The sequence below is a fragment of the Bradyrhizobium sp. CCBAU 51765 genome (assembly GCF_015291725.1).
Classification (GTDB): Bacteria; Pseudomonadota; Alphaproteobacteria; order Rhizobiales; family Xanthobacteraceae; genus Bradyrhizobium; species Bradyrhizobium liaoningense.
In genome coordinates, this window is the sequence record NZ_CP030038.1 from 459,960 (window position 1) to 481,160 (window position 21,201).

At 65.0% G+C, this 21,201-nt stretch carries 18 protein-coding genes and 1 pseudogene; 11 read left to right on the plus strand and 8 right to left on the minus strand.

Going from position 1 to position 21,201, the window contains the following annotated elements; genetic code table 11:
• Positions 1–491: 491 nt before the first annotated feature.
• Positions 492–1,655 (minus strand): hypothetical protein, encoded by a 1,164-nt coding sequence (locus XH96_RS02160; RefSeq protein WP_194390855.1) that lies wholly within the window; start codon positions 1,653–1,655, stop codon positions 492–494.
• Between the two features lie 333 nt (positions 1,656–1,988).
• Here XH96_RS02160 and XH96_RS02165 point away from each other — a divergent pair, with 333 nt between their 5' ends.
• Positions 1,989–2,606 carry a LuxR C-terminal-related transcriptional regulator gene (locus XH96_RS02165; RefSeq protein ID WP_194390856.1) on the plus strand — a complete coding sequence of 206 codons (618 nt, stop codon included), beginning with the start codon at positions 1,989–1,991 and terminating at the stop codon, positions 2,604–2,606.
• 72 nt (positions 2,607–2,678) lie between these two features.
• On the opposite strand, the gene XH96_RS02170 is transcribed toward XH96_RS02165, so the two are convergent.
• From XH96_RS02170 to XH96_RS02180, 3 genes are all read right to left on the minus strand, one after another.
• Positions 2,679–2,927, minus strand: a complete 249-nt coding sequence (locus XH96_RS02170; protein ID WP_131874055.1) for a hypothetical protein — start codon at positions 2,925–2,927, stop codon at positions 2,679–2,681.
• A gap of 195 nt (positions 2,928–3,122) precedes the next feature.
• Entirely contained in the window at positions 3,123–3,521 is a 399-nt protein-coding gene (locus tag XH96_RS02175; protein WP_246789910.1) for an Hpt domain-containing protein, read from the minus strand.
• A 134-nt stretch (positions 3,522–3,655) separates the two neighbouring features.
• Entirely contained in the window at positions 3,656–4,354 is a 699-nt protein-coding gene (locus tag XH96_RS02180; protein WP_194394000.1) for a Crp/Fnr family transcriptional regulator, read from the minus strand.
• Positions 4,355–4,693: 339 nt separating this feature from the next.
• On the opposite strand from XH96_RS02180, the gene XH96_RS02185 reads away from it, so the two are divergent.
• The 7 genes from XH96_RS02185 (at position 4,694) to XH96_RS02215 (ending at position 10,961) form a co-directional block, all read left to right on the plus strand.
• Positions 4,694–4,834: a hypothetical protein gene (locus XH96_RS02185; RefSeq protein ID WP_194390857.1), complete on the plus strand. Its 141-nt coding sequence runs from the start codon at positions 4,694–4,696 to the stop codon at positions 4,832–4,834.
• 425 nt (positions 4,835–5,259) lie between these two features.
• Positions 5,260–8,088, plus strand: a complete 2,829-nt coding sequence (locus XH96_RS02190) for a hybrid sensor histidine kinase/response regulator (protein WP_194390858.1) — start codon at positions 5,260–5,262, stop codon at positions 8,086–8,088.
• A gap of 78 nt (positions 8,089–8,166) precedes the next feature.
• Entirely contained in the window at positions 8,167–8,637 is a 471-nt protein-coding gene (locus XH96_RS02195) for a chemotaxis protein CheW (RefSeq protein WP_194390859.1), read from the plus strand.
• Between the two features lie 32 nt (positions 8,638–8,669).
• Positions 8,670–9,056, plus strand: coding sequence for a response regulator (locus XH96_RS02200; RefSeq protein ID WP_028181013.1), 387 nt, complete (start codon positions 8,670–8,672; stop codon positions 9,054–9,056).
• A gap of 60 nt (positions 9,057–9,116) precedes the next feature.
• Positions 9,117–9,998, plus strand: a complete 882-nt coding sequence (locus tag XH96_RS02205) for a protein-glutamate O-methyltransferase CheR (protein ID WP_194390860.1) — start codon at positions 9,117–9,119, stop codon at positions 9,996–9,998.
• Between the two features lies 1 nt (position 9,999).
• Positions 10,000–10,317 (plus strand): hypothetical protein, encoded by a 318-nt coding sequence (locus XH96_RS02210; RefSeq protein ID WP_028181011.1) that lies wholly within the window; start codon positions 10,000–10,002, stop codon positions 10,315–10,317.
• Positions 10,318–10,457: 140 nt separating this feature from the next.
• Positions 10,458–10,961 carry a response regulator gene (locus XH96_RS02215; protein ID WP_194390861.1) on the plus strand — a complete coding sequence of 168 codons (504 nt, stop codon included), beginning with the start codon at positions 10,458–10,460 and terminating at the stop codon, positions 10,959–10,961.
• 54 nt (positions 10,962–11,015) lie between these two features.
• On the opposite strand, the gene XH96_RS02220 is transcribed toward XH96_RS02215, so the two are convergent.
• Positions 11,016–11,318, minus strand: coding sequence for a hypothetical protein (locus tag XH96_RS02220; RefSeq protein ID WP_194390862.1), 303 nt, complete (start codon positions 11,316–11,318; stop codon positions 11,016–11,018).
• A gap of 149 nt (positions 11,319–11,467) precedes the next feature.
• Here XH96_RS02220 and XH96_RS02225 point away from each other — a divergent pair, with 149 nt between their 5' ends.
• The gene (locus XH96_RS02225) at positions 11,468–12,103 is read left to right on the plus strand and encodes a response regulator transcription factor (protein ID WP_028181008.1); all 636 of its coding nucleotides are present in this window, start codon (positions 11,468–11,470) and stop codon (positions 12,101–12,103) included.
• Between the two features lie 157 nt (positions 12,104–12,260).
• On the opposite strand, the gene XH96_RS02230 is transcribed toward XH96_RS02225, so the two are convergent.
• Positions 12,261–15,767, minus strand: a complete 3,507-nt coding sequence (locus tag XH96_RS02230) for a PAS domain S-box protein (RefSeq protein ID WP_246789911.1) — start codon at positions 15,765–15,767, stop codon at positions 12,261–12,263.
• Positions 15,768–15,840: 73 nt separating this feature from the next.
• Positions 15,841–15,939 (minus strand): annotated as a pseudogene (locus XH96_RS02235) (response regulator); the annotation flags it as partial.
• Positions 15,940–16,201: 262 nt separating this feature from the next.
• On the opposite strand from XH96_RS02235, the gene araD reads away from it, so the two are divergent.
• Positions 16,202–17,941 (plus strand): L-arabinonate dehydratase, encoded by a 1,740-nt coding sequence (araD, locus tag XH96_RS02240; protein WP_194390864.1) that lies wholly within the window; start codon positions 16,202–16,204, stop codon positions 17,939–17,941.
• 117 nt (positions 17,942–18,058) lie between these two features.
• Entirely contained in the window at positions 18,059–18,778 is a 720-nt protein-coding gene (locus XH96_RS02245; protein ID WP_194390865.1) for a ribonuclease activity regulator RraA, read from the plus strand.
• Positions 18,779–19,036: 258 nt separating this feature from the next.
• On the opposite strand, the gene XH96_RS02250 is transcribed toward XH96_RS02245, so the two are convergent.
• Entirely contained in the window at positions 19,037–21,136 is a 2,100-nt protein-coding gene (locus tag XH96_RS02250) for a S9 family peptidase (RefSeq protein WP_194390866.1), read from the minus strand.
• Between the last annotated feature and the right edge of the window lie 65 nt (positions 21,137–21,201).

Consider the following 21,201-nt stretch of genomic DNA (forward strand, 5'->3'; position numbering starts at 1 on the left):
CGTTCGAGGGACGCGGCTGGTGGTGCTTGTCGTCGTGGTCGGTGTGCAATTGCCTTGCGGCTATGACGCCAGCGCCATTGTCGTCGATGCGAGCGTCAGCGCGCGCATCGGAGCGACGGCTGCGCCGGAACAGCTCGTCTTCCCGCCATGCGCGCATCTTGCGCTTTCGCGCGCGGTGGTCCTGCGACAACGGGGCCGGCCCGGCGGCCGAGAATGTGAAGTGCATCACACGCGCATTGCTGCGCCTGCGCTATTGGTCCGCGCAGCCGGTGGTGGGCTGTCGAGGACTACAGCAATGTCGATGCGGCGAATGATGTATTGGTGGTTCAGATTCGTGCTGTCGGGGCGGTTTTTCGACCGTTTCCTGAGCCTGCCGCGCGCCCGGCGCGCCTAAAGCATGATCCGGAGAAGTGCGCAGCGGTTCTTCGAGAAGATCACGCCTAGACAGCACCCCAAAGCGCGATGACGATTCATCCTCATCGTAGCGCGCTTTAGTTTTGCCCGATCAACTTGCGGAACGCCGCCGCACCGTCCTGCATCGCGTCGCGTCCCTTCCAGGCCAGATAAGTCAGCTTGCCGCCGAGCGTGTCGTGGTTGCGCAGCCGCCGCGATCCGAGAATGTGGCCCACATTGGCGGGGAAGCGGCTCACCTCGGCGGAGACCAGCTTTGCGATCGCGTCCATCAATTGCTGGAGGCGGACGCCCCAGTCGCAATGCTCGATGCCGTCGATGCGGACCTTGAGCGCATATTCGGTGTCGTAGATTTCGGCGAGCAGGTCGCGGGCGATCAGCACGCGGTTGTTGCGAAGCGCGATACGAAGCGCGAGGCGCTTGTCGTCGAGCCGGTCGAGGACCATGTGAACGACGCAGGCATAGGGCGTGGCGGCGACGTCTGCGGCGGCCTTGCTCGCAGCGGCCCTGGTGGCAAGCCGCACCAATTGCCAGGACGTCTTCAGGCGTCGCGCCACCAGCGCCAGCGCGAAGGGCAGCGCCTGGGGGTGGGCCTTCTTGAAGGCGTCGAGCTGCGCGGTGATCTGGGCGACCTGGCCGTCGTCGAACTTCGCGATCCTCTCGGGCAGCTTCTCGTTGAACTTCGGTAGCGCATTGCCGGCGCGCAGCACATGCAGCATCTTCACGACGTCGTCGAAGGCGGTGCGTGAGGCGGTATATTGCCCGAGCTTGGCGCGCGCGGATTCGGCGCTCTCGGGCGAGGCGAGGGTGTTCTCGAGAACCTTGACGACCTTGGTCTGGAAGGTCGACGCGATCTTCTGCACCTCCTTCGGGTTGTTCGCCGCGACCTGGTCGTTGATCGCCTTGATGTAGTCGCGCGCCATCGTCGGCAGCAGGTCGCGGCAGATCCATTCCCAGATCGGGGTGAGGGTATTGCGCGAGATCCGCCCCATGTTGGCATGCTCGGGCGCGCCGTCGATCAGCAGCAGCTCGAGCGGCGCGAAGAAATAGCGCGACGGGCTGGTGGCGCGGGCCTGGGTCGATCCGTCCTTGCGGAACTCGGCGCGCAAGCGGGCCTGGATGTTGGCCGAACCCGGCATGTCGATGCCGCACAGCTCGAGCCGCTCGAGCTCGCTGAGCAGACAGCTGCGCGACAGCGGCGTCAGCCTCTGCAGGAATTCCGACAGTCGATCGATCTCGTTCATGGCACGCATCTTTCGCAGCGTGTCCCGCTGGCTTGCGGGCCCAATGCGTGGAGGCATTTGCGCGCTCAACCTCCCTAGAGAAGCAAGTCGCCGTTAATTAATCCGTAAAAGCCGGGGGCCGGCGCCGGTTGGAGGCGGCGATCAAGGGGAGTTCTCCGGTCCGACGGCTCAAGGCGTTGGCCGGAACTCAACCGCTGCACGATCGAGGGCGGCCGCACGCAAGCACAAATTGTGCCGAAGTCGCCTTTTTAGCGCAAAAGAGCCCAAATCACCGTAGTCTTACGGAGAAGAAAGTTAAGCACAGACCGGCCCCGGTTCCGCTAAACGAGTGCCATGGGGTCACCGAATAATACGGCCACTGATTCGCGGCCGTCGGAATGGGACGAAGGCGGCGCGGCGCCGGCTGAAGAGCCCGATCTCGTCCGCCTGAGCGCCGCCCGTGCCAAGGCGGCCGACGAAATGGCCGCGGCCATCGCCCGCGAGCTCAACGGCCCCCTGACCGCGCTCCTGCTCTACATGGGCGAGATCAAGCACCACAGCGATCAGCTCGTGCCTGCTACGGGCGATCGTGCCTATCTGCAGCGGGTGGTGGAGAACGCGCTGGTACAGACCGAGCGCGTTTGCGGTCTGGTCAAGCAGCTCGCCGGCAAAGGCGGCTTGCCGATCCCGTCCGGCACCGAGGAGGCGCGATCCAAGGCCGCTCGCGCGCTGCAGCCGCAGCGCGTGCCGAGCGCCGAGCTCGTCGGTCCGTCGGGCCAGAAGCGGCTGACCAAGCGCGAGCGCGAGGTGCTGAGGCTGATCAGCGAAGGCTATTCGAACAAGCAGGGCGCGCTTCGCATGCAGATCAGTCCGCGCACCTTCGAGAGCCATCGCGCCGAGGCGATGCGCAAGCTCGGTGCGCGCAACACCGCGGATCTCGTCCGTGCGGCGCTGCTGCATTCGATCGACTGAGGCGGGCGTGCCGCGTCGCCGGCAGGCCATGCGCCCGCGATATCGCTCGAGACGTTCGGAAACCCGTCCTGCTCAGAAATAGTCTTCGGCGAACGGACGCGCGGGGGAGGCGCGACGCAGCGGCTTGACCTCTTCCTTCGGCGCGTTCGGAATGATCGTGATGGTCCAGCGGGGAGGCACGCTCGATTCCTGCTCAAGCACCGAACGCACGAAACCGGTCACGGTGGACTCGCCAGCCTTCACTGTCGCCATCCGGCCGTTGAACTGTGCGATGCGGAAGCGACGAACCTCTTTCTGGTCTGCCGTCTCGTACTTGAACATTGGAAACCCTCCTGGTTTTCCCCGGGACTATCGCCTCCTATGATTAGCCATCTATGAACATCCCAAACCGTAGAAGTACGGCGGGCTTCGCGCGGTCCTCGCCGGGCGGAGTGGATACCGGTTCGCCCAAGGAAAAAGCGTCAACGCGCAAGGCTGCGCGATTTCGGTCCGACTTCGATCGGAAGGAAGATGGTTCTAGACCTGCGGCTCTTGCGCGCGCGCGGCGGCGTAGGCGGCATCCATCCGGTCCAGCAGAGCGTGGAATTCGGCCTCGCCGAGGCCCTCAACGGTCTTCTCCAGCCGCAACGCCAGCGCTGCGAGCCTGACATAGCCGAACGTCCCGGCCGTGCTCTTGAGCGAATGCGCCTCGCGCGCGATCCGGGCGTGGTGCTGCGCAAGCGAGAGCGTGCGGAACAGTTGCAGGCGCGCGCGGGTCTCGCTCCAGAATACATCGCGTACTTCACAGGCAGCATCCTCGCCGATCTCGCGCACCAGCGCTTCGTACGCGCGCGGCTCGCGCGCGGGGTCGGCATCGAGCACGTTCTGCGCAGGTGCGACGGGTGCGTCAAACATGGGCTTGCCTGCCTCGATCATCGTGCGTTGTCGCGCGGCACGTGGCGGCGCGAGGGACGCCCCCGTCTACGGCATCGCAATTTCAGTTCCGATAGCAGGATGGCCAGTGTTTGCAGACCGGCATTAGCCGGCGGTTTACCAATCGCCCGCGGCGGTCAGCGTATGCCGAGCAGCCGGTCGTACTGGGCCTTTACCGTGGCGTAGCATGCACACGCCGTCCGGCGCAGGCCGTCGATGTCGATGATCTGGATGTGTCCGCGGCTGTAGTGGATGAAATTGGCCTGTTGCAAGGAGTGGGCGACCAGCGACACGCTGTTGCGCCGCGCCCCGATCATTTGTGCCATGGTCTCCTGGGTCAGCAGCAGCCGGGAGTCGCCCGACAGATCATGGGTGTGCAACAGGCACCGCGACAGCCGCGACTCCACGGGATGGGCGACATTGCAGCCGGCGGTCTGCTGCACCTGGACGTAGACCGCAAGCCCGTGGCGCATGAGCAACGTGCGCAGGGTTCTGCTCTGGTCGGCCGCGATTCGCAGCGGGTCCAGATCCACCACCGACGCGACGCCGGGAACCAGCACAAGCGCGGTGTTCAATACAGACGCCTCGCCCATGATCGAGAGCGTGCCGAGCAGGCTGTCGCGGCCGATCATGGCGACTTGCACATGCTCGTCCCTGGCCAGCTCCACCACCAGCGAGATGACGCCGCGGTGCGGAAAATAGGCGCGCTTCAGCGTCTCGCCGGTCTCGGCCAGCACTGCGTCATGGGGCAGATCAACCGTTCGCAGGTGCGGACGGATCAATTCATAATCGTCCGCCGACAGTGCGGACAGGAAACCGTTGGGTGGACGCGCCATCGTTTCCAAAGCTGCCTCCGCTGTTCCTGCACCGTCAAATCGCGACGCGCGAAATCACGGCCCTGCGCGGTAGGTTCAATCATGTACAGGCCGGGATATATTGGCAATTGAGACAGGTTGTCCGGCCGCGGCAATGGCTTCCTGCGGCGCTTCGCACTTGCAAAGCGGCGCGCTTGCGGCAGCGCCCGGAAGGGAAGCTCCGATTTCAAGCATGGAGCCAGTTCCGGGGAACAGCACGACGCGTCCATCGGATGCCGTCGGCAAGTGCCCGTTCGTCGCTCAGTTGTAAGACTGGAAGATATTAGCCTAAAGGTTGTGACGTCGTCCAACAATTTTCGGATGATGATGGCAAGGCCGGCGAAGCCGGGCTGCACGTTCGAGCACGACCAGCTCGATCTGATGTTCATCGACATCGTCATGCCGCGTTGCCTGCCAGAGCATCGTGGTGGCGGCATTGCCTCGGCTGCGTGGCTAGGTTAGCGCGGCACGAGTCGCTATGGCCGCAGGGTAAGAGTTCGTTTACCTCATGCGCGGGCCGCGCACGTCGCAGCAATACCGCAAGGCGCAGGTCGCGAGAGCATCGCCGGTTGCGAGCGGCCCGGTCCAGTCGCCACAGGCCGTCTCCAATGCTCTTCGCGAGCAGGACTTTCCCGCGCGCCTCGCCTCGCTGTTATCGGCCCGTTTACTTCGCACGCCGACTCCTTCGCGGCGTGGAGACGGACTTGCCGAAAAGCGCTGGGGCATGCGGTCGAACCGCAAACTTCTCTTCAATATCCGTAGTAGGACGGAGGATGAAATTAACGGGACTGTGAAAGGGGATGTCTAACGATCGAGGAGAGGGCGTCCGTCCGTGCCAAGGGTGGCTCAGGCGTCCAGTTTAAATCCAGGTCAGTAAGGCGTAGCTCATGGATGATCTGTTGCGGGAGTTTTTGACGGAGACCAGCGAGAGCCTGGACACCGTGGACAATCAGCTGGTGAAGTTCGAGCAGGAGCCGAACAACGCCAAGATCCTGGATAACATCTTCCGCCTGGTCCACACCATCAAGGGCACCTGCGGCTTCCTCGGGTTGCCGCGGCTGGAAGCGCTGGCGCATGCCGGCGAGACCTTGATGGGCAAATTCCGTGACGGCATGCCGGTGACCGGGCAGGCGGTGACGGTGATCCTGTCCTCGATCGACCGCATCAAGGAGATCCTGGCCGGCCTGGAGGCGACCGAAGCCGAGCCCGAAGGCAACGACCGCGACCTCATCGACAAGCTGGAAGCGATGGTCGAGCAGGGCATGGCGGCAATGGCGGCCGGTTCGGCTCCCGTCGCTGAATCCCCGCCGCTGGCGCCGGAGGCGCCGGTTGCCGCTGCGCCCGCGCCGGCAAAGGAACTGACCACGGGCTCGCTGATCGACCAGACCCTGGAGCGCCCGTTGCGCCCCGGCGAGGTCTCGCTCGATGAGCTCGAGCGCGCCTTCCGCGAGACCGCGATCGAAGCGCCGGTGCCCGCGCCGGCTGCCAAATCCGAAGCCAAATCCGAAGCCAAGGCTGAAGCCAAGTCCGAAGCCAAACCTGAAGCAAAGCCTGAGCCCGCCCCCGAAGCGCCTGTCGCGGAAGCAAAACCCGCCAGGGAGAAGGCTGCGCCGAAGAAGTCGACGGCCGACGAGGGCGCCTCCGAGGGCGACCGCATCGCCAACCAGTCGATCCGCGTCAACGTGGATACACTGGAGCACCTGATGACCATGGTCTCCGAGCTGGTCCTGACCCGCAACCAACTGCTGGAGATCTCGAGGCGCAACGAGGACACCGAGTTCAAGGTGCCGCTGCAGCGCCTCTCCAACGTCACCGCCGAGCTGCAGGAAGGCGTCATGAAGACGCGCATGCAGCCGATCGGCAATGCCTGGCAGAAGCTGCCCCGCATCGTCCGCGATCTCTCCAGCGAACTCGGCAAGCAGATCGAGCTGGAGATGCACGGCGCCGACACCGAGCTCGACCGCCAGGTGCTCGATCTGATCAAGGACCCGCTCACCCACATGGTGCGCAACTCCGCCGATCATGGCCTCGAGACCCCCGCCGAGCGGCTCGCTGCCGGCAAGGGCGAGCAGGGCACCATTCGCCTGTCCGCCTATCACGAGGGCGGCCACATCATCATCTGCATCGCCGACAACGGCCGCGGCCTCAACACCGAGAAGATCAAGGCCAAGGCGATCTCCTCAGGTCTCGTCACCGAGGCCGAGCTGGAGAAGATGAGCGAAGCCCAGATCCACAAGTTCATCTTCGCGCCGGGCTTCTCGACCGCGGCCGCCATCACCTCGGTGTCGGGGCGCGGCGTCGGCATGGACGTGGTGCGCACCAATATCGACCAGATCGGCGGCACCATCGACATTAAGAGCGTGGCCGGCGAAGGCTCGAGCGTCACCATCAAGATCCCGCTGACGCTCGCCATCGTCTCGGCGCTGATCGTGGAGGCCGCCGGCGACCGCTTCGCCATCCCGCAGCTCTCGGTGGTCGAGCTGGTGCGGGCCCGCGCCAACTCCGAGCACCGCATCGAGCGCATCAAGGACACCGCGGTCCTCAGGCTGCGCAACAAGCTCCTGCCGCTGATCCATCTGAAGAAGCTGCTCAAGATCGACGACGGCGCGGCCTCGGATCCCGAGAACGGCTTCATCGTGGTGACCCAGGTCGGCAGCCAGACCTTCGGCATCGTGGTCGACGGCGTGTTCCACACCGAGGAGATCGTGGTCAAGCCGATGTCGACCAAGCTGCGCCACATCGACATGTTCTCCGGCAACACCATCCTGGGCGATGGCGCGGTCATCATGATCATCGATCCCAACGGCATTGCGAAGGCGCTCGGCGCCGCCGGCTCCTCGGCCCATGACATGGGCGACGACGCGGCCGGCCATCACATCGGATCGGGCGAGCAGACCACCTCGCTGCTGGTGTTCCGCGCCGGCTCGTCCCAGCCCAAGGCGGTCCCGCTCGGGCTCGTCACCCGCCTGGAAGAGCTCCCCGCCGACAAGATCGAGTTCAGCAACGGCCGCTACATGGTGCAGTACCGCGAGCAGCTGATGCCGCTGGTGGCCATGGAAGGCGTCACCATTGCCAGCCAGGGCGTCCAGCCGATCCTGGTGTTCGCCGACGACGGCCGCTCCATGGGCCTCGTCGTCGACGAGATCATCGACATCGTCGAGGAACGGCTCAACATCGAGGTCGGCGGTTCAAGTTCGGGCATCCTGGGCTCGGCCGTGATCAAGGGCCAGGCCACCGAGGTGATCGACGTCGGCCACTTCCTCCCGATGGCGTTCTCCGACTGGTTCACCCGCAAGGAGATGAAGCCGTCGATGCACTCGCAGTCGGTGCTGCTGGTCGACGACAGCGCCTTCTTCCGCAACATGCTGGCGCCGGTGCTCAAGGCCGCCGGCTACCGTGTCCGCACCGCGCCGACCGCGCAGGAGGGTTTAGCTGCGCTCCGCGCCCAGAGCTTCGACGTGGTGCTGACCGACATCGAGATGCCCGACATGAACGGGTTCGAGTTCGCCGAAGTGATCCGGTCCGACAACAACCTCGCCGCGACGCCGATCATCGGCCTGTCGGCGCTGGTGTCGCCGGCGGCGATCGAGCGCGGCCGTCAGGCCGGCTTCCACGACTATGTCGCCAAGTTCGACCGTCCCGGCCTGATCGCGGCGCTGAAGGAGCAGACCGCGGGCGCCGCCGGCGCTTCCGAGCTGAGCCGGGCCGCGGCGTAAGAGCATGATCCGGAAAAGTGTGAAGCGGTTTTCCGACAAGATCATGCTCAACCAAAACGCAGGATCAGGAGACAAGCGATGACCAGCAAGACCCAGTCGGCCGACGGCGCCATGGTGGAATACGTCACCGCGATGATCGGCGGCCAGCTGTTCGGCCTGCCGATCTCCCGCGTCCAGGACGTGTTCATGCCCGAGCGCGTCACCCGCGTTCCCCTGTCCTCGCGCGAGATCGCGGGCGTGTTGAACCTGCGCGGCCGCATCGTCACCGTGGTCGACATGCGCGCCCGTCTCGGCCTGCCCAAGGCCGAGGACGGCAAGGTGCCGATGGCGGTCGGCGTCGACCTGCGCGGCGAATCCTACGGCCTGCTGATCGACCAGATCGGCGAGGTGCTGCGCCTGCCCGAGGCCGGCATGGAGGAGAACCCCGTCAACCTCGACCCCCGCATGGCCAAGCTCGCCGGCGGCGTCCATCGCCTCGACGGCCAGCTCATGGTCGTCCTCGACGTCGATCGCGTCCTCGAGCTCGCACCCGAAATGATGGCGGCCTGAACCAACGAAACCATCGAAGTCGGAGAACCAAAATGAAGACGTGTTTGGTGGTCGATGATTCCAGCGTGGTGCGCAAGATCGCGCGCCGGATTCTGGAAGGTCTGGAATTCGAAGTCACCGAGGCGGAGGACGGCGCGAAGGCGCTCGAGATCTGCCAGCGGCAGCTGCCCGACGCGGTGCTGCTCGACTGGAACATGCCCGTCATGGACGGCTTCGAGTTTATGGGCCACATGCGCCGCCTGCCCGGCGGCGACCAGCCCAAGGTGGTGTTCTGCACCACCGAGAACAACGTGGCTCATATCGCGCAGGCGCTCAGCGGCGGCGCCAACGAGTACATCATGAAGCCTTTCGACAAAGACATTATCGCCGACAAGTTCGCTGAAGTTGGTTTGATCCCGGTCGGACAAGCCATGGTCTGAGTGTGTCTGGCCCGAGTGCTTGGGCCAGAGTGTTCCAGTACAGCTTCCGAGAGGCCATCCGTGACCCCGACCGAGTACGAGTATCTGCGCAAGTTCCTAAAGGACAATTCCGGTCTCGACCTGTCCGCAGACAAGCAATATCTGATCGAGAGCCGCCTGCTGCCGCTCGCCCGCAAGACCGGGCTCTCCGGCATCGCCGAGCTGGTGCAGAAGCTGCAAGCCGGCTCGCGCACGCTGATCACCGATGTGGTCGAGGCGATGACCACCAACGAGACCTTCTTCTTCCGCGACAAGGTCCCGTTCGATCATTTCCGCGACCACATCATGCCCGAGATCATCAAGGCGCGGGCCAACCGCCGCAGCGTGCGGATCTGGTGCGCCGCCGGCTCGACCGGGCAGGAGCCCTATTCGCTGGCGATGTGCCTGAAGGAGATGGGCGCGGCCCTCACCGGCTGGCGCATCGAGATCATCGCGACCGACCTGTCGCAGGAGGTGTTGGAGAAGGCGAGGGCCGGCATCTACAGCCAGTTCGAGGTGCAGCGCGGCCTGCCGATCCAGATGCTGGTCAAATATTTCAAGCAGACCGGCGAGACCTGGCAGATCAATCCCGAATTGCGGGCGATGATCCAGCATCGCCAGCTCAACCTGCTGCACGACTTTGCCCAGCTCGGCACCTTCGACGTCATCTTCTGTCGCAACGTGCTGATCTATTTCGACCAGGACACCAAGATCAACATCTTCAACCGGCTGGCGCGCCAGATCGAGCCGGACGGCTTCCTGGTGCTGGGCGCCGCCGAGACCGTGGTCGGACTGACCGATACGTTCAGACCGATTCCGGAGCGGCGCGGCCTCTACAAGCCGAACGATCCGCGTGCGGCAGCAGCCAAGCCGGTTCTCGCCGGAGCGGCGCCGCGCATGGCGGCGGCGATGGCGGGGCAATAACATGGCCGACGATGGCAAGGGCGCGGAGCGCGTGACGTTCAGCCGCGGCTATGATGTCTGCATCATGGCCATCGACGGCACTTGGCGACGGGACTGCAAGCTCAACGCAATCTCCGACACCGACGCCATCCTCACGGTGGAGGGCTCGATCCAGGGATTGAATCTGAAAGAGTTTTTCCTGCTGTTGTCGTCAACGGGCCTCGCCTACCGCCGCTGCGAGCTGGTTCGCGTCAACGGCGCCGAAATGGACATCCAGTTCCTGCGCGGCAAGAACAGGAAGAAGCGCGGTGCGGCCGGCGGCCACGACGCCGCGGCGTGATCTGGCCGCAGCTGCAGCCATCCTTCCGGCACCTTGCTTCACATTTGCTGAACACATTCGAATCAAATGGCCGCAGCGGTTTTACATCGCCTAAGCGCGAGCCGTGTATCCATTGAGGGTCTCAATCCCAGGATACGGAAATGCCCAGAAGTTCTCTTTCTCCCGTCTCGTCAAACCTGCCAGATGTCGCCGAGCGGCGTGCGCTTCAGCTCCTGGTGGTCGACGACGACGCCACGCAGCGCCACCTGATTGCGGTCGCCGCCAAGCAGGCCGGCCACGAAGTCACCGTGGCGCCATCGGTGATGGACGCGATCGAGAAGCTCCGCGCCGCGCGCTTTGATTGCGTGACGCTCGACCTCGTGCTGGAGGATGGCGACGGCATCGACGTGCTGCGCGAGATGGCGAGCGCGAAATTTGCGGGTTCCGTGATCGTCATCAGCGGCATGGACGGCAAACGCCGCAGCGCCGCCCGCAGCTTTGCCCGCTCCGTCGGGATCGAGTTGCAGAGCCTGCCGAAGCCGCTGGATCTCGCGGCCCTGCGCATCAGCCTCGCCAACCTCGGCAAGATCGCGATGGGCCTGCCTGCGATCCACACCTGGGGTGGTGTCGCCAACGACGCGATCGTGGAACGGCACCGCGCCTGACGCGCGGAGCTGCCATGCAAGCGGCTGCGGCGGCTCCGCCGCGCTGATTCCGGCTCAGGCCCGCTTGCCGGATTCCGACAATTGCTGCAGGGCGTGGTCGAGCCCCGCCCGGCAGGCAATGAGCGCGGCGCCCGCGGCGGCGTAACGGGGCGTGACGTCGTCGAGCACGAAAATCTCATTGGAACCCGCGGCAGCGCTCACGTGCCCTGCCGCGTCTTCTTCCGCCATGACTGCGTCGATCAGGCGCAGATTGATGTCGATGCGCGCGATCAGAGAGCGAAGATCGGCTGCGATCAACTGATGGCTGTCAGTTGCAGATGTCGCGACAAGCGGGGCCGTGCCGGCGAAATTTAGCATGGATAATCTCCGTGTCCCGCAATTAGGCACCCTGCCGCTACTTGTGCGTTAAGTCCATGTCCCGTACAAATACGGGTGGGCCGAATCCGCGCCGAGCGCCATAAGGGTTGGCGCGGACGCGAGTCCCTCATGCCAACCGGATGTGGCACATGGCCGAACAAAGCTCTCGCGGTGAAATCTTCGTGGTGGACGACGACCCTGCCGTTCGCGATACCTTGTCGATGGTGTTGAAGGCGGCGGGCTACGACGTGATCTGTTTTGCGGACGGAGCAGCACTGCTCTCGGTCGCGCGGAGCCGCACACCGGCTGCGATTCTGCTCGACGTGCATATTCCCGGAAAGTCGGGTCTCGACATCCTGAAGGAGTTGCAGGGCGAGGACTATCCGGCGCCGATCTTCATGATCTCCGGTCAGGGCGACATCGCGATGGCGGTCGGCGCGATCAAGAGCGGCGCCCTCGACTTCATCGAGAAGCCGTTCCGCGGCAGCGAGATCGTCGGCCGGCTCGATGAGGCGATCGGCGCCTACGCACGCAGGCAGGCGCAGAATGCAGCGCCGAAGTTCGGCTCGCTGCACTTCCCCGGACGCGAGCCGTTGACGCGCAGGGAGCGCGAGGTGCTGGAGCAGTTCGCCTCCGGTGCATCCAACAAGGAAGCCGGCCGCACGCTTGGCATCAGCCCGCGCACGATCGAGGACCATCGCGCCAACATCATGAAGAAGCTCGGCGCACGCAATGCCGCCGATCTGATCCGCATCGTGATGACTGCGGCCCAGCGCGCGTCGTAAGGGGTTGATTCTCTCTCGTGCCCCGGACGCGGTGCATCATGAAATGATGCGCCGCTGAGCCAGGGCCCTTCTCTCCAACTTCACGGCTCAACATTCTGGGTCCCGGCTCTGCACAGCAGCGCTTGCGCGCCGGAGTGCGTCCGGGACACGAGAGCAATCACCCGCTCAGCGCCTTGCGGATGATCCGCGCCAGGTCCGATTTGCGATAGGGCTTTGCCAGCAGGAGAACACCCGAATCCAGCCGGCCGTGATGGATGATCGCGTTCTCGGTATAGCCTGACGTGTAGACCACCTTGAGATCCGGACGCGTCTTCATCAGCTCGTCGGCGAGCTGCCGTCCGTTCATCTTGCCGGGCATGATGACGTCGGTGAACAGAAGGTCGAACGGCCTTCCGCTGGCGACGATCGCGAGCGCCTCCGCGGCGTTCGCAGCCTGCAAGGTGACGTAACCCAGCGAATGCAATTGCGCCAGCACGTAGTCCCGCACCAGACGGTCGTCCTCGACCACGAGGATCGTCTCGTGTCCGCCCTCGATCGTCGCCGGCGGCACGCCCTCGCCGACCGCTGCCGCCGTCTTCCCGGGCGGCAGGTACATCTTGATCGTGGTGCCGTGGCCCTCCTCGCTGTAGATCTTGATGTGACCTGCGGACTGCTTGATGAAGCCGTAGACCATCGAAAGCCCGAGTCCGGTGCCCTTGCCCGGTCCTTTCGAGGTGAAGAAGGGGTCGAACACCCTGGTCAGCATGCTCGCGGGGATGCCGGTGCCGGTGTCGCTCACGGCGATCAGCACGTAATGTCCCGCCGGCACGTCGTTCGCCCTGGCATAGACCTCGTCGAGATAGGCGGCTCCGGTCTCCAGGATCAGCTTGCCGCCGCCGGGCATGGCGTCGCGCGCATTGAGCGCGAGATTGAGGATCGCGGTGGTGAGCTGGTTGGGATCGACGATTCCGACGCAATTCTCGTCCTCGAACACCGATTCGATCTGGATCTGCTCGCCCAGCGTCGGCCGCAACAGTTTTGCGGTGTCGACGATCAGCGAGTTGATGTCGATCTCGCGCGGCTGGAGCGGCTGCTTGCGCGCGAAGGCGAGCAGGTGCTGGGTCAGATCGGCGCCGCGCGCGGCGGCCTCGTCGATCATCTTGGTGATGGCCGCGAGCTGCGGCTCCTTCGCGACCGCCTCCGCGAGAATCTCGATCGTCCCGGTGATGACGGTCAGAATGTTGTTGAAGTCATGCGCCACGCCGCCGGTGAGCTGGCCGACAGCCTCCATTTTCTCGGCGTGACGGATGCGTTCCTCGGCGGCGATCTTGTCGGTGAGGTCGCGGCAGAACACGTTGAACAGCAGGCCCTCGCGGCGCTTCAGGGCGGTGACGCTCAGCTCGGCCCTGAATTCCCTGCCGTCGCGGCGGCGGCACATGAGCTCGCGGCGGCGGTTCAGCGTCGTGCCGTCCTCGTCCTCGAGGAAGCGCTTCAGCCCCGCCCTGACCCTCTCGCGCTCGCTCTCGGCGACGATCAGATCGATCGTGCTCTTGCCGAGCACCTCGTCCCGGCGCCAGCCGAAGAGCTGCTCGGCCTGCGAATTCCAGTTCAGGATGCTGCCGGTCTCGTCGGTCTGGACAAAGGCGTCGAGCGAGGTGTCGACGATGTTGCGGGCGAGCCGTTCACTCTCGCGCAGCGATTCCTGCGCGAGCCGTGCCTCGGTCATGTCGCGACCGACAAAGAAGAAGCGATGCGCCGGCTCGGACCAGTTACCGAGCCAGGACAGCCAGACCTCGTGGCCGTTCCTGTGGAAGCAGCGGGTGTCGGCGAGCTTGGGACGCTCGCCGCGCCGCAAGGCGCGCATCTCGTCGCGCGACTGCTCAAGATGATCGGGATGAATGAAATCGGCGCCGCTGCGGCCGATCATCTCGTCCGGCCGGTAGCCGAGAATGACTTCGGTGCTCGGGCTGATCTGCGCGATATGGCCCTGCGCATCCATGATCATGATCAGATCCTGCGATGTCTCGAAGATCTGTCGCCGCTCCTCGAGCTGGTGCTGCAACACCCGCTCGGCGCGCCGCGCCTCGGTCAGGCTGCTCGCGCTTCCGGAGACGCCGACGATCTGGCCGGATGGCCCCCTGATCGGCGAGAGGCTGAGCGAAATTTCGACCGGCGTGCCGTCCTTGCGCAGGCGCACGGTCTCGAACCGTTCGATTGGTTCGCCCCGCGCGATCCGCTGCAGATAGTCCTTGCCGTGCGCGCGACGGTCGGGTGGGACAATGATCGACGTGGGCTTGCCGATCGCCTCTTCCGCCGAATAGCCATAAAGACGTTCGGCGGCCGGGTTCCAGCCCGTGATGACCGCATCGAGCGTCTGCATCACGATCGCATCGTCGGACGATTCCACCGCGGCGCTGAACAGTCTCTCGCGCGCCGCGTGATGGCTTCGCGCAACCTCGGTGCGGCGATGCTCCTCGATCTCGCGCTCGAGAGCGGCCGTTTTCACACGGGTCTCCTCGACCATCCGGGCAAAGGCCCGCGCCAGTACGCCGGTCTCGCCGCCGGCGTCGACGGGAATCTCCGCTGGATGTCCACTGCCGATCGCCTGCACCGCCGCGGTGAGGCGCCCGATCGGGCGTGTCAGCGAACGCGCCAGCAGCACTGCGAGCGAGGCCGCTGCGAGCACGGCCAGCACACCGACGAGCAGGGAGGTTCTCTGGATGGCTCCTGGCACGAGGCCGAACACAGGCGCCGGAATCGTCTCGATGATTGCGACCCATTCCTTGCCCACGAGCAGAGCCGGCGCGATGGCTGCGCCGCTCGGCCGGCCCGATTCGTCCGTCATGAGCCGCGTGGAGACTTCCAGCGTGCCGGCCAAGGCGGCGAAATATGGAAAGTCCTTGCGCCAGTCGTTGGGACGGTCATGCAATGCGCCGAATTCCCGCGTGCGATCGGGATGGATGAGATAGTCGCCCCGCGAATTCACGACGTAGATCTCTCCTCCTGAGGTCGCGGTGGAGCGGAGGCGGTCGAGTGCTGGGCGCATGTCGACATTGGCGACGATGATGCCGAACGGCTTGCCGTCGGATGTGAACAGAGGCATCGCAACCCGCAAAGTCGGAGCGTGAGCGGCCGTGGTTCCCCCGTGGCGGGTCGCGAGATCGACGGGGGACACGTAGATCTCGCCGGGTCCGAGCCGCATGGTTTCCTTGAAGTAGGCTCGGTCGCCCTTGCGCTCCAGTTCGCCGTCCGCGGCGATCCGTGCCGTTCCGCCCGGTCCGGAGCGGTCGACGCGGACCAGTTCGCGCTGGTCGTTGTCGATACCGATGATCCGGAACTGCCCATAGATGGGCTTGGCGTCGATCTCGGCCGCGAGCCGCGTCGCGATACGCTCGCGCCAGGTTTGCTCCGAGACGCCATCGATGGGGTCGGTTCCTCCACCAGTGTGAGCGCGGATGAGGCCGTTGATTGCCGCTGCGGCGCGGTAGCCGATCAGATCGCCGCGCACCCCGGCAACGTAGGATTCGAGATTGGACGCGAGCAGGTGTGACTGGGCTTCAACCCGCTCCAGGACCCGTGGAATGACGGCCTGTGTGGTGTTGCGATAGCCCAGCCATCCGACTGCGGCCACGGTCACCGCCACCAGCAGGATCATCGCGATGGCCAGCCGCGTTGCCAGTCTCATGGGGATTTTCGCCGGGCTTGCCGTATTGCGTCCGTTCTGGCCCGGAGCAGAGGAGGTGTCCTGGTCATCTGCAGCCATCGCCGGCGACGGTCACGTGATGACCAGCCCGTTCCAGCAGCCGGATGGTGATCTCCAAGGCCGGATCGTCATCCACAATCAGGATGTTGGCCACGTCTGAAATCCTCCGGGTCAGTGGGGAAGTCCCCGGCGACCATCAAAGCCATCAAAAACATGAAATTGTTGCGCGGATTCTCGTCTGCCGGCAAGCACTTCGGAGCCTCTCCGGCCTGAGGTGCCGATTTTTTGCCCCGCACCGTCCCTATGCCCGCCTGAGTGCATAGCAGAGGTTCGCTCTCAGCCCGCCCAGCGCCTTGCCGGGCATGGAGAGCCTGTGAGAAGAGCAGGGCCGATCCTTCGGACGGACAAGGAATAAAATGACCAACAAGAAGAAGTCGCCCGACCAGCTCCGCAGCGCGCGCTGGTTCGCGCCCGACGATCTGCGCTCGTTCGGCCACCGCTCCCGTGCCATGCAGATGGGCTATGCCCCTGAGGAGTGGAAGGATCGCCCGATCATCGCGATCCTCAACACTTGGTCGGACGCGCAGCCCTGTCACATGCACTTCAAGTCGCGTGTCGACGACGTCAAGCGCGGTATCCTGATGGCCGGCGGCCTGCCGCTGGAGCTGCCGGCGCTGTCGCTGTCGGAATCGCTGCTCAAGCCCACCACGATGCTCTATCGCAATCTGCTGGCGATGGACGCCGAGGAATTGCTGCGCAGCCATCCCGTCGACGGCGTGGTGCTGATGGGCGGTTGCGACAAGACCACGCCGGCGCTGCTGCTGGGGGCGACCTCGATGAACATCCCGGCGATCTATTTGCCGGCAGGTCCGATGCTGCGCGGCAATTGGAAGGGCAAGACGCTCGGCTCGGGCTCGGACGGCTGGAAATATTGGGACGAGCGCCGTGCCGGAAAAATCTCCGACAAGGACTGGCTCGACATCGAGGCCGGCATCGCCCGCAGCTACGGCACCTGCATGACCATGGGCACGGCCTCGACCATGACGGCGATTGCCGAGGCGATCGGCATGACGCTGCCCGGCGCCTCCTCGATTCCCGCGGCCGATGCCAACCACATCCGCATGGCCTCCGAATGTGGCCGCCGCATCGTCGAAATGGTGTGGGAGGACCTGACGCCGAAGGTGATCCAGACCCGCAAGGCGTTCGAGAACGCGATCGCGGTCGCCATGGCGATGGGCTGCTCCACCAATGCGATCATCCATCTCATCGCGCAGGCCCGCCGCGCCGGCCAGGACATTGGCCTGGACGATTTCGAGACCGCGAGCCGCAAGGTGCCCGTCATCGCCAACGTGCGGCCGAGCGGCGATACCTATCTGATGGAAGACTTCTTCTATGCCGGCGGCCTGCCGGCGCTGATGGCGCAAATCAGGCCGCATCTTCATCTCGACTGCATCACGGTCACCGGCAAGACGCTGGGCGAGAACATCGAGGGCGCCGAGGTCTACAATGCCGACGTGATCCGCGGCATCGACAATCCGATCTACAAGGAGGGCGCGCTCGCGGTGCTCAAGGGCAATCTCGCGCCCGACGGCTGCGTCATCAAGCCTTCCGCCTGCGCGCCGCGCTTTCTCAAGCATACGGGACCGGCGCTGGTGTTCGACGACTATGCCTCGATGAAGAAGGCGGTCGACGATCCCGACCTCGACGTCACCGAGGACCACATCCTGATCCTGCGCAACGCGGGGCCGCAAGGCGGGCCGGGCATGCCGGAATGGGGCATGCTGCCGATTCCGACCAAGCTCGTGAAGCAGGGCGTGCGCGACATGGTGCGCATCTCGGATGCGCGCATGAGCGGCACCAGCTACGGCGCCTGCATCCTGCATGTTTCGCCGGAATCCTATATCGGCGGTCCGCTGGCGCTGGTGCAGAATGGCGACCGCATCACGCTCGACGTCGCCGCGCGCACGATCAATCTCGACGTCCCCGAGGCCGAGCTCGAGAGGCGCCGCGCCGCCTGGAAGCGGCCCGAACCCCGCTTCGAGCGCGGCTATGGCTGGATGTTCACGAAACACATCAAGCAGGCCAATGACGGCTGCGACTTCGATTTCCTCGAGACCGATTTCGGCGCGCCGATCGGCGAGCCGTCGATTTATTGACTGTCGTTCCGGGGCGCGCGTCGCGCGAACCCGGAACCCATTTCACCGCGCTCCGTGTGGCCCGATGGATTCCGGGTTCGCCGCTGCGCGACGCCCCGGAATGACAAGAGGATGTCTATGTCAAAACTCAGCGATGCCACCCGCAACAAGCTCAAATCCGTTTCCACTGCCACGGTCGCCACCGCCCTGTTCAAGCGCGGCCTGCGCATCCAGATGATCCAGGATGTCCGCCCCTTGAGCCCGGAGCAGCCGACCATGGTCGGCGAAGCCTTCACGCTGCGCTACATGCCGGCGCGCGAGGATCTCAACACCATCGACGTGTTCAAGGACCGTTCGCATCCGCAGCGCAAGGCCGTGGAAGATTGCCCTCCGGGCGCGGTGCTGGTGATGGACAGCCGCAAGGACGCCCGCGCGGCCTCCGCTGGCGCTATCCTAGTAACGCGATTGATGAAACGCGGCGTCGCCGGCGTCGTCACCGACGGCGGCTTTCGCGATTCCGCTGAAATTGCAAAACTCGGTTTCCCCGCCTTTCACCACCGTCCCTCGGCGCCGACCAACCTCACGCTGCACCAGGCGATCGAGATCAACGTGCCGATCGGCTGCGGCGACGCGCCGGTGTTTCCCGGCGACGTGATCCTCGGCGATGCCGACGGTGTCATCGTGATCCCCGCGCATCTCGCAGACGAGATCGCCAACGAAACCTTCGAGATGACGGCGTTCGAGGACTTCGTCACCGAGGAAGTCGGCAAGGGCCGCGGCATCTTCGGTCTCTATCCCGCCACCGACCCGCAGACGCTGACCGACTTCGCGCAATGGCGGAAGAAGAACGGGCGGTAGTTCCTTCGCCTCTCCCCGCTTGCGGCAGGGCTATCGCATATGGGCTCGCCTGTGGCCATCCTTCGAGACGCCCGCCGTTGGCGGGCCCTCAGGATGAGGACCCAAGTCGTGGCGACCGTTTCAACGAGCACGGATGCTGTTTAGCCTCATCCTGAGGAGACCGCGCAAGCGGTCGTCTCGAAGGACGAGGCGTGCGCACCGGCCGCCGCTACAAGTCATATGCGATCGCCCTGCCGCTTGCGGAGAGAGGGAGAAGAGTTAAGCCTCCGCCATGCCCGCCGCCCATAGCGCGAACGCATAGACGATCGCGACTTCATCCAGCCGGTCGAATCGTCCCGAGGCGCCGCCATGGCCGGCGCCCATGTTGGTGCGGAGCAGGACCGGGCCGCCGCCGGTCATGGTGGCGCGCAGGCGCGCAATCCATTTGGCGGGCTCCCAATAGGTGACCCTCGGATCGGTCAATCCGCCCATGGCCAGGATCGCCGGATACTCCTTCGCGGCGACGTTGTCGTAGGGCGAGTAGGACAGGATGGTGCGGAAATCGGTCTCGCTCTCGATCGGGTTGCCCCATTCCGGCCATTCCGGTGGCGTCAGCGGCAGCGTGTCGTCGAGCATGGTGTTGAGCACGTCCACGAACGGCACCTCGGCGACGATGCCGGCGAACAATTCGCCGGCGCGGTTGGCGACCGCGCCCATCAGCATGCCGCCGGCCGAGCCGCCATGGCCGATGATGCGCCCGGCGCTGGTGTATTTCGCATCGATCAGCGCCCGGGCGCTGGCGGCGAAATCGTCGAACGAGTTCGTCTTCTTCTCGCGCTTGCCGTCGAGATACCAGCCCCAGCCCTTGTCGGCGCCGCCGCGGATATGGGCGATGGCGTAGACGAAACCGCGATCGACCAGCGACAGGCGGTTGGCGTTGAACGAGGCCGGCATCGCCATGCCGTAGGAGCCGTAGCCGTAGAGCAGCAGCGGCGCCGAGCCGTCCAGCTTCAGCCCGCGGCGATACAGGATCGAGACCGGCACGTCGGCGCCGTCATGCGCCTTCGCCATGATGCGCGTGGTGACGTAGTCGGCGGCATCGTGGCCGGATGGTATCTCCTGCCGCTTGCGCAAGACGCGCGTGCGCTTGACCATGTCGTAGTCGTAGACTTCCGACGGCGTCGTCATCGACGAATAGGCAAAGCGCAGATTCGTCGTCTCGAACTCGTAGGAGCCCATCGTGTCCAGCGAGTAGGCCGCTTCGTCAAACGCGATCGCGTGCTCTTCGCCCGAGGTGAGGTCGCGGATCACGATCGACGGCAGAGCGTTGGCGCGCTCCAGCCGCACCAGATGGCCGGCATAGAGATCGAGGTCGATGACGTAGATGCCCGGACGATAAGGGATCAGGTCGCGCCAGTTCTTGCGCTCGGGCGAGCCAAGCGGCGCCGTGACGATCTTGAAGTCGATGGCGTCGTCGGCATTGGTGAGGATGAACAGCTCGTCGCCGCGGTCGGCCAGTGAATATTGCACGCCTTCCTCGCGCGCGGCGACCAGCCGCGGCGGCGCCTCGGGCTTGGCGAGATCGATCAGCCGCTGCTCGCTCGTCTCGTGGTCGCCGCCCGCGATCACGCAGAAGCGGCCGCTGGTGCTCTCGTGCAGATGGGTGAACCAGCCGGCATCCTGCTCTTCGTAGACCAGCGTGTCGTCGGCCTGCCTGGTGCCGAGCCTGTGGCGCCAGACCTGCATCGGCCGGTGATTGTCGTCGAGCTTCACATAGAAGAAACTCTTGCAGTCCGCGGCCCAGACCACGCCGCCGTCGGTCTCCTCGACGAGATCGTCGAGATCGGTGCCGGTCGCCCAATCGCGCACGCGGATCGAGAAATACTCCGAGCCTTTGGTGTCCGCGCTCCAGGCCTGCAGCTTGTGATCGTTCGAGTGCCGGCTGCCGCCGAACTTGAAGTACTTGTGATCCTTGGCGAGCGCGTCGCCGTCGAGCACGATCTCGCTCTCGCCGCCGTCGCGCGGCATGCGGCCGAACATCTCGTGCTGCCCGCCCTCGCGAAACCGGCGGAAATAGGCGAAGGGTCCGTCGGGCGACGGCACGCTCGAATCGTCCTCCTTGATCCGCCCGCGCATCTCGCGCACCAGCGTCTTCTGCAGGCTGGCTGTGTGGCCGAGCAGGCTCTCGGTGTAGGCGTTCTCTTCGTCGAGATATTTGCGGATATCAGGGTCGAGCACCGCAGGGTTACGCAGCACCTCCTGCCATTTCGCGTCCTTCAGCCAGGCATAGTCGTCGGTCACGGTGATGCCGTGCCGCGTGAAGGAATGCGGCCGGCGCGGGGCGACGGGCGGCTTGGAAGGCGTCTTGGCTTGTGTCACTCGGTCCTCGTTCGTGTCCGACGTCGCTGCTCCCCCCGCAAGCGGGGAGAGGGGGAAGAAAGCGG

What these genes read in the sequence shown, in the direction of transcription:
- XH96_RS02195 (WP_194390859.1), top strand. Translation starts at nt 8,167, where the DNA reads ATGACCAGCAAGACCCAGTCGGCCGACGGCGCCATGGTGGAATACGTC.
- XH96_RS02220 (WP_194390862.1), bottom strand. Translation starts at nt 11,318, where the DNA reads ATGCTAAATTTCGCCGGCACGGCCCCGCTTGTCGCGACATCTGCAACT.
- XH96_RS02170 (WP_131874055.1), bottom strand. Translation starts at nt 2,927, where the DNA reads ATGTTCAAGTACGAGACGGCAGACCAGAAAGAGGTTCGTCGCTTCCGC.
- XH96_RS02165 (WP_194390856.1), top strand. Translation starts at nt 1,989, where the DNA reads ATGGGGTCACCGAATAATACGGCCACTGATTCGCGGCCGTCGGAATGG.
- XH96_RS02245 (WP_194390865.1), top strand. Translation starts at nt 18,059, where the DNA reads ATGTCAAAACTCAGCGATGCCACCCGCAACAAGCTCAAATCCGTTTCC.
- XH96_RS02160 (WP_194390855.1), bottom strand. Translation starts at nt 1,655, where the DNA reads ATGAACGAGATCGATCGACTGTCGGAATTCCTGCAGAGGCTGACGCCG.
- XH96_RS02175 (WP_246789910.1), bottom strand. Translation starts at nt 3,521, where the DNA reads ATGATCGAGGCAGGCAAGCCCATGTTTGACGCACCCGTCGCACCTGCG.
- XH96_RS02230 (WP_246789911.1), bottom strand. Translation starts at nt 15,767, where the DNA reads ATGAGACTGGCAACGCGGCTGGCCATCGCGATGATCCTGCTGGTGGCG.
- XH96_RS02180 (WP_194394000.1), bottom strand. Translation starts at nt 4,354, where the DNA reads ATGGCGCGTCCACCCAACGGTTTCCTGTCCGCACTGTCGGCGGACGAT.
- XH96_RS02190 (WP_194390858.1), top strand. Translation starts at nt 5,260, where the DNA reads ATGGATGATCTGTTGCGGGAGTTTTTGACGGAGACCAGCGAGAGCCTG.
- XH96_RS02210 (WP_028181011.1), top strand. Translation starts at nt 10,000, where the DNA reads ATGGCCGACGATGGCAAGGGCGCGGAGCGCGTGACGTTCAGCCGCGGC.
- XH96_RS02225 (WP_028181008.1), top strand. Translation starts at nt 11,468, where the DNA reads ATGGCCGAACAAAGCTCTCGCGGTGAAATCTTCGTGGTGGACGACGAC.
- XH96_RS02215 (WP_194390861.1), top strand. Translation starts at nt 10,458, where the DNA reads ATGCCCAGAAGTTCTCTTTCTCCCGTCTCGTCAAACCTGCCAGATGTC.
- XH96_RS02185 (WP_194390857.1), top strand. Translation starts at nt 4,694, where the DNA reads ATGATGATGGCAAGGCCGGCGAAGCCGGGCTGCACGTTCGAGCACGAC.
- XH96_RS02200 (WP_028181013.1), top strand. Translation starts at nt 8,670, where the DNA reads ATGAAGACGTGTTTGGTGGTCGATGATTCCAGCGTGGTGCGCAAGATC.
- araD (WP_194390864.1), top strand. Translation starts at nt 16,202, where the DNA reads ATGACCAACAAGAAGAAGTCGCCCGACCAGCTCCGCAGCGCGCGCTGG.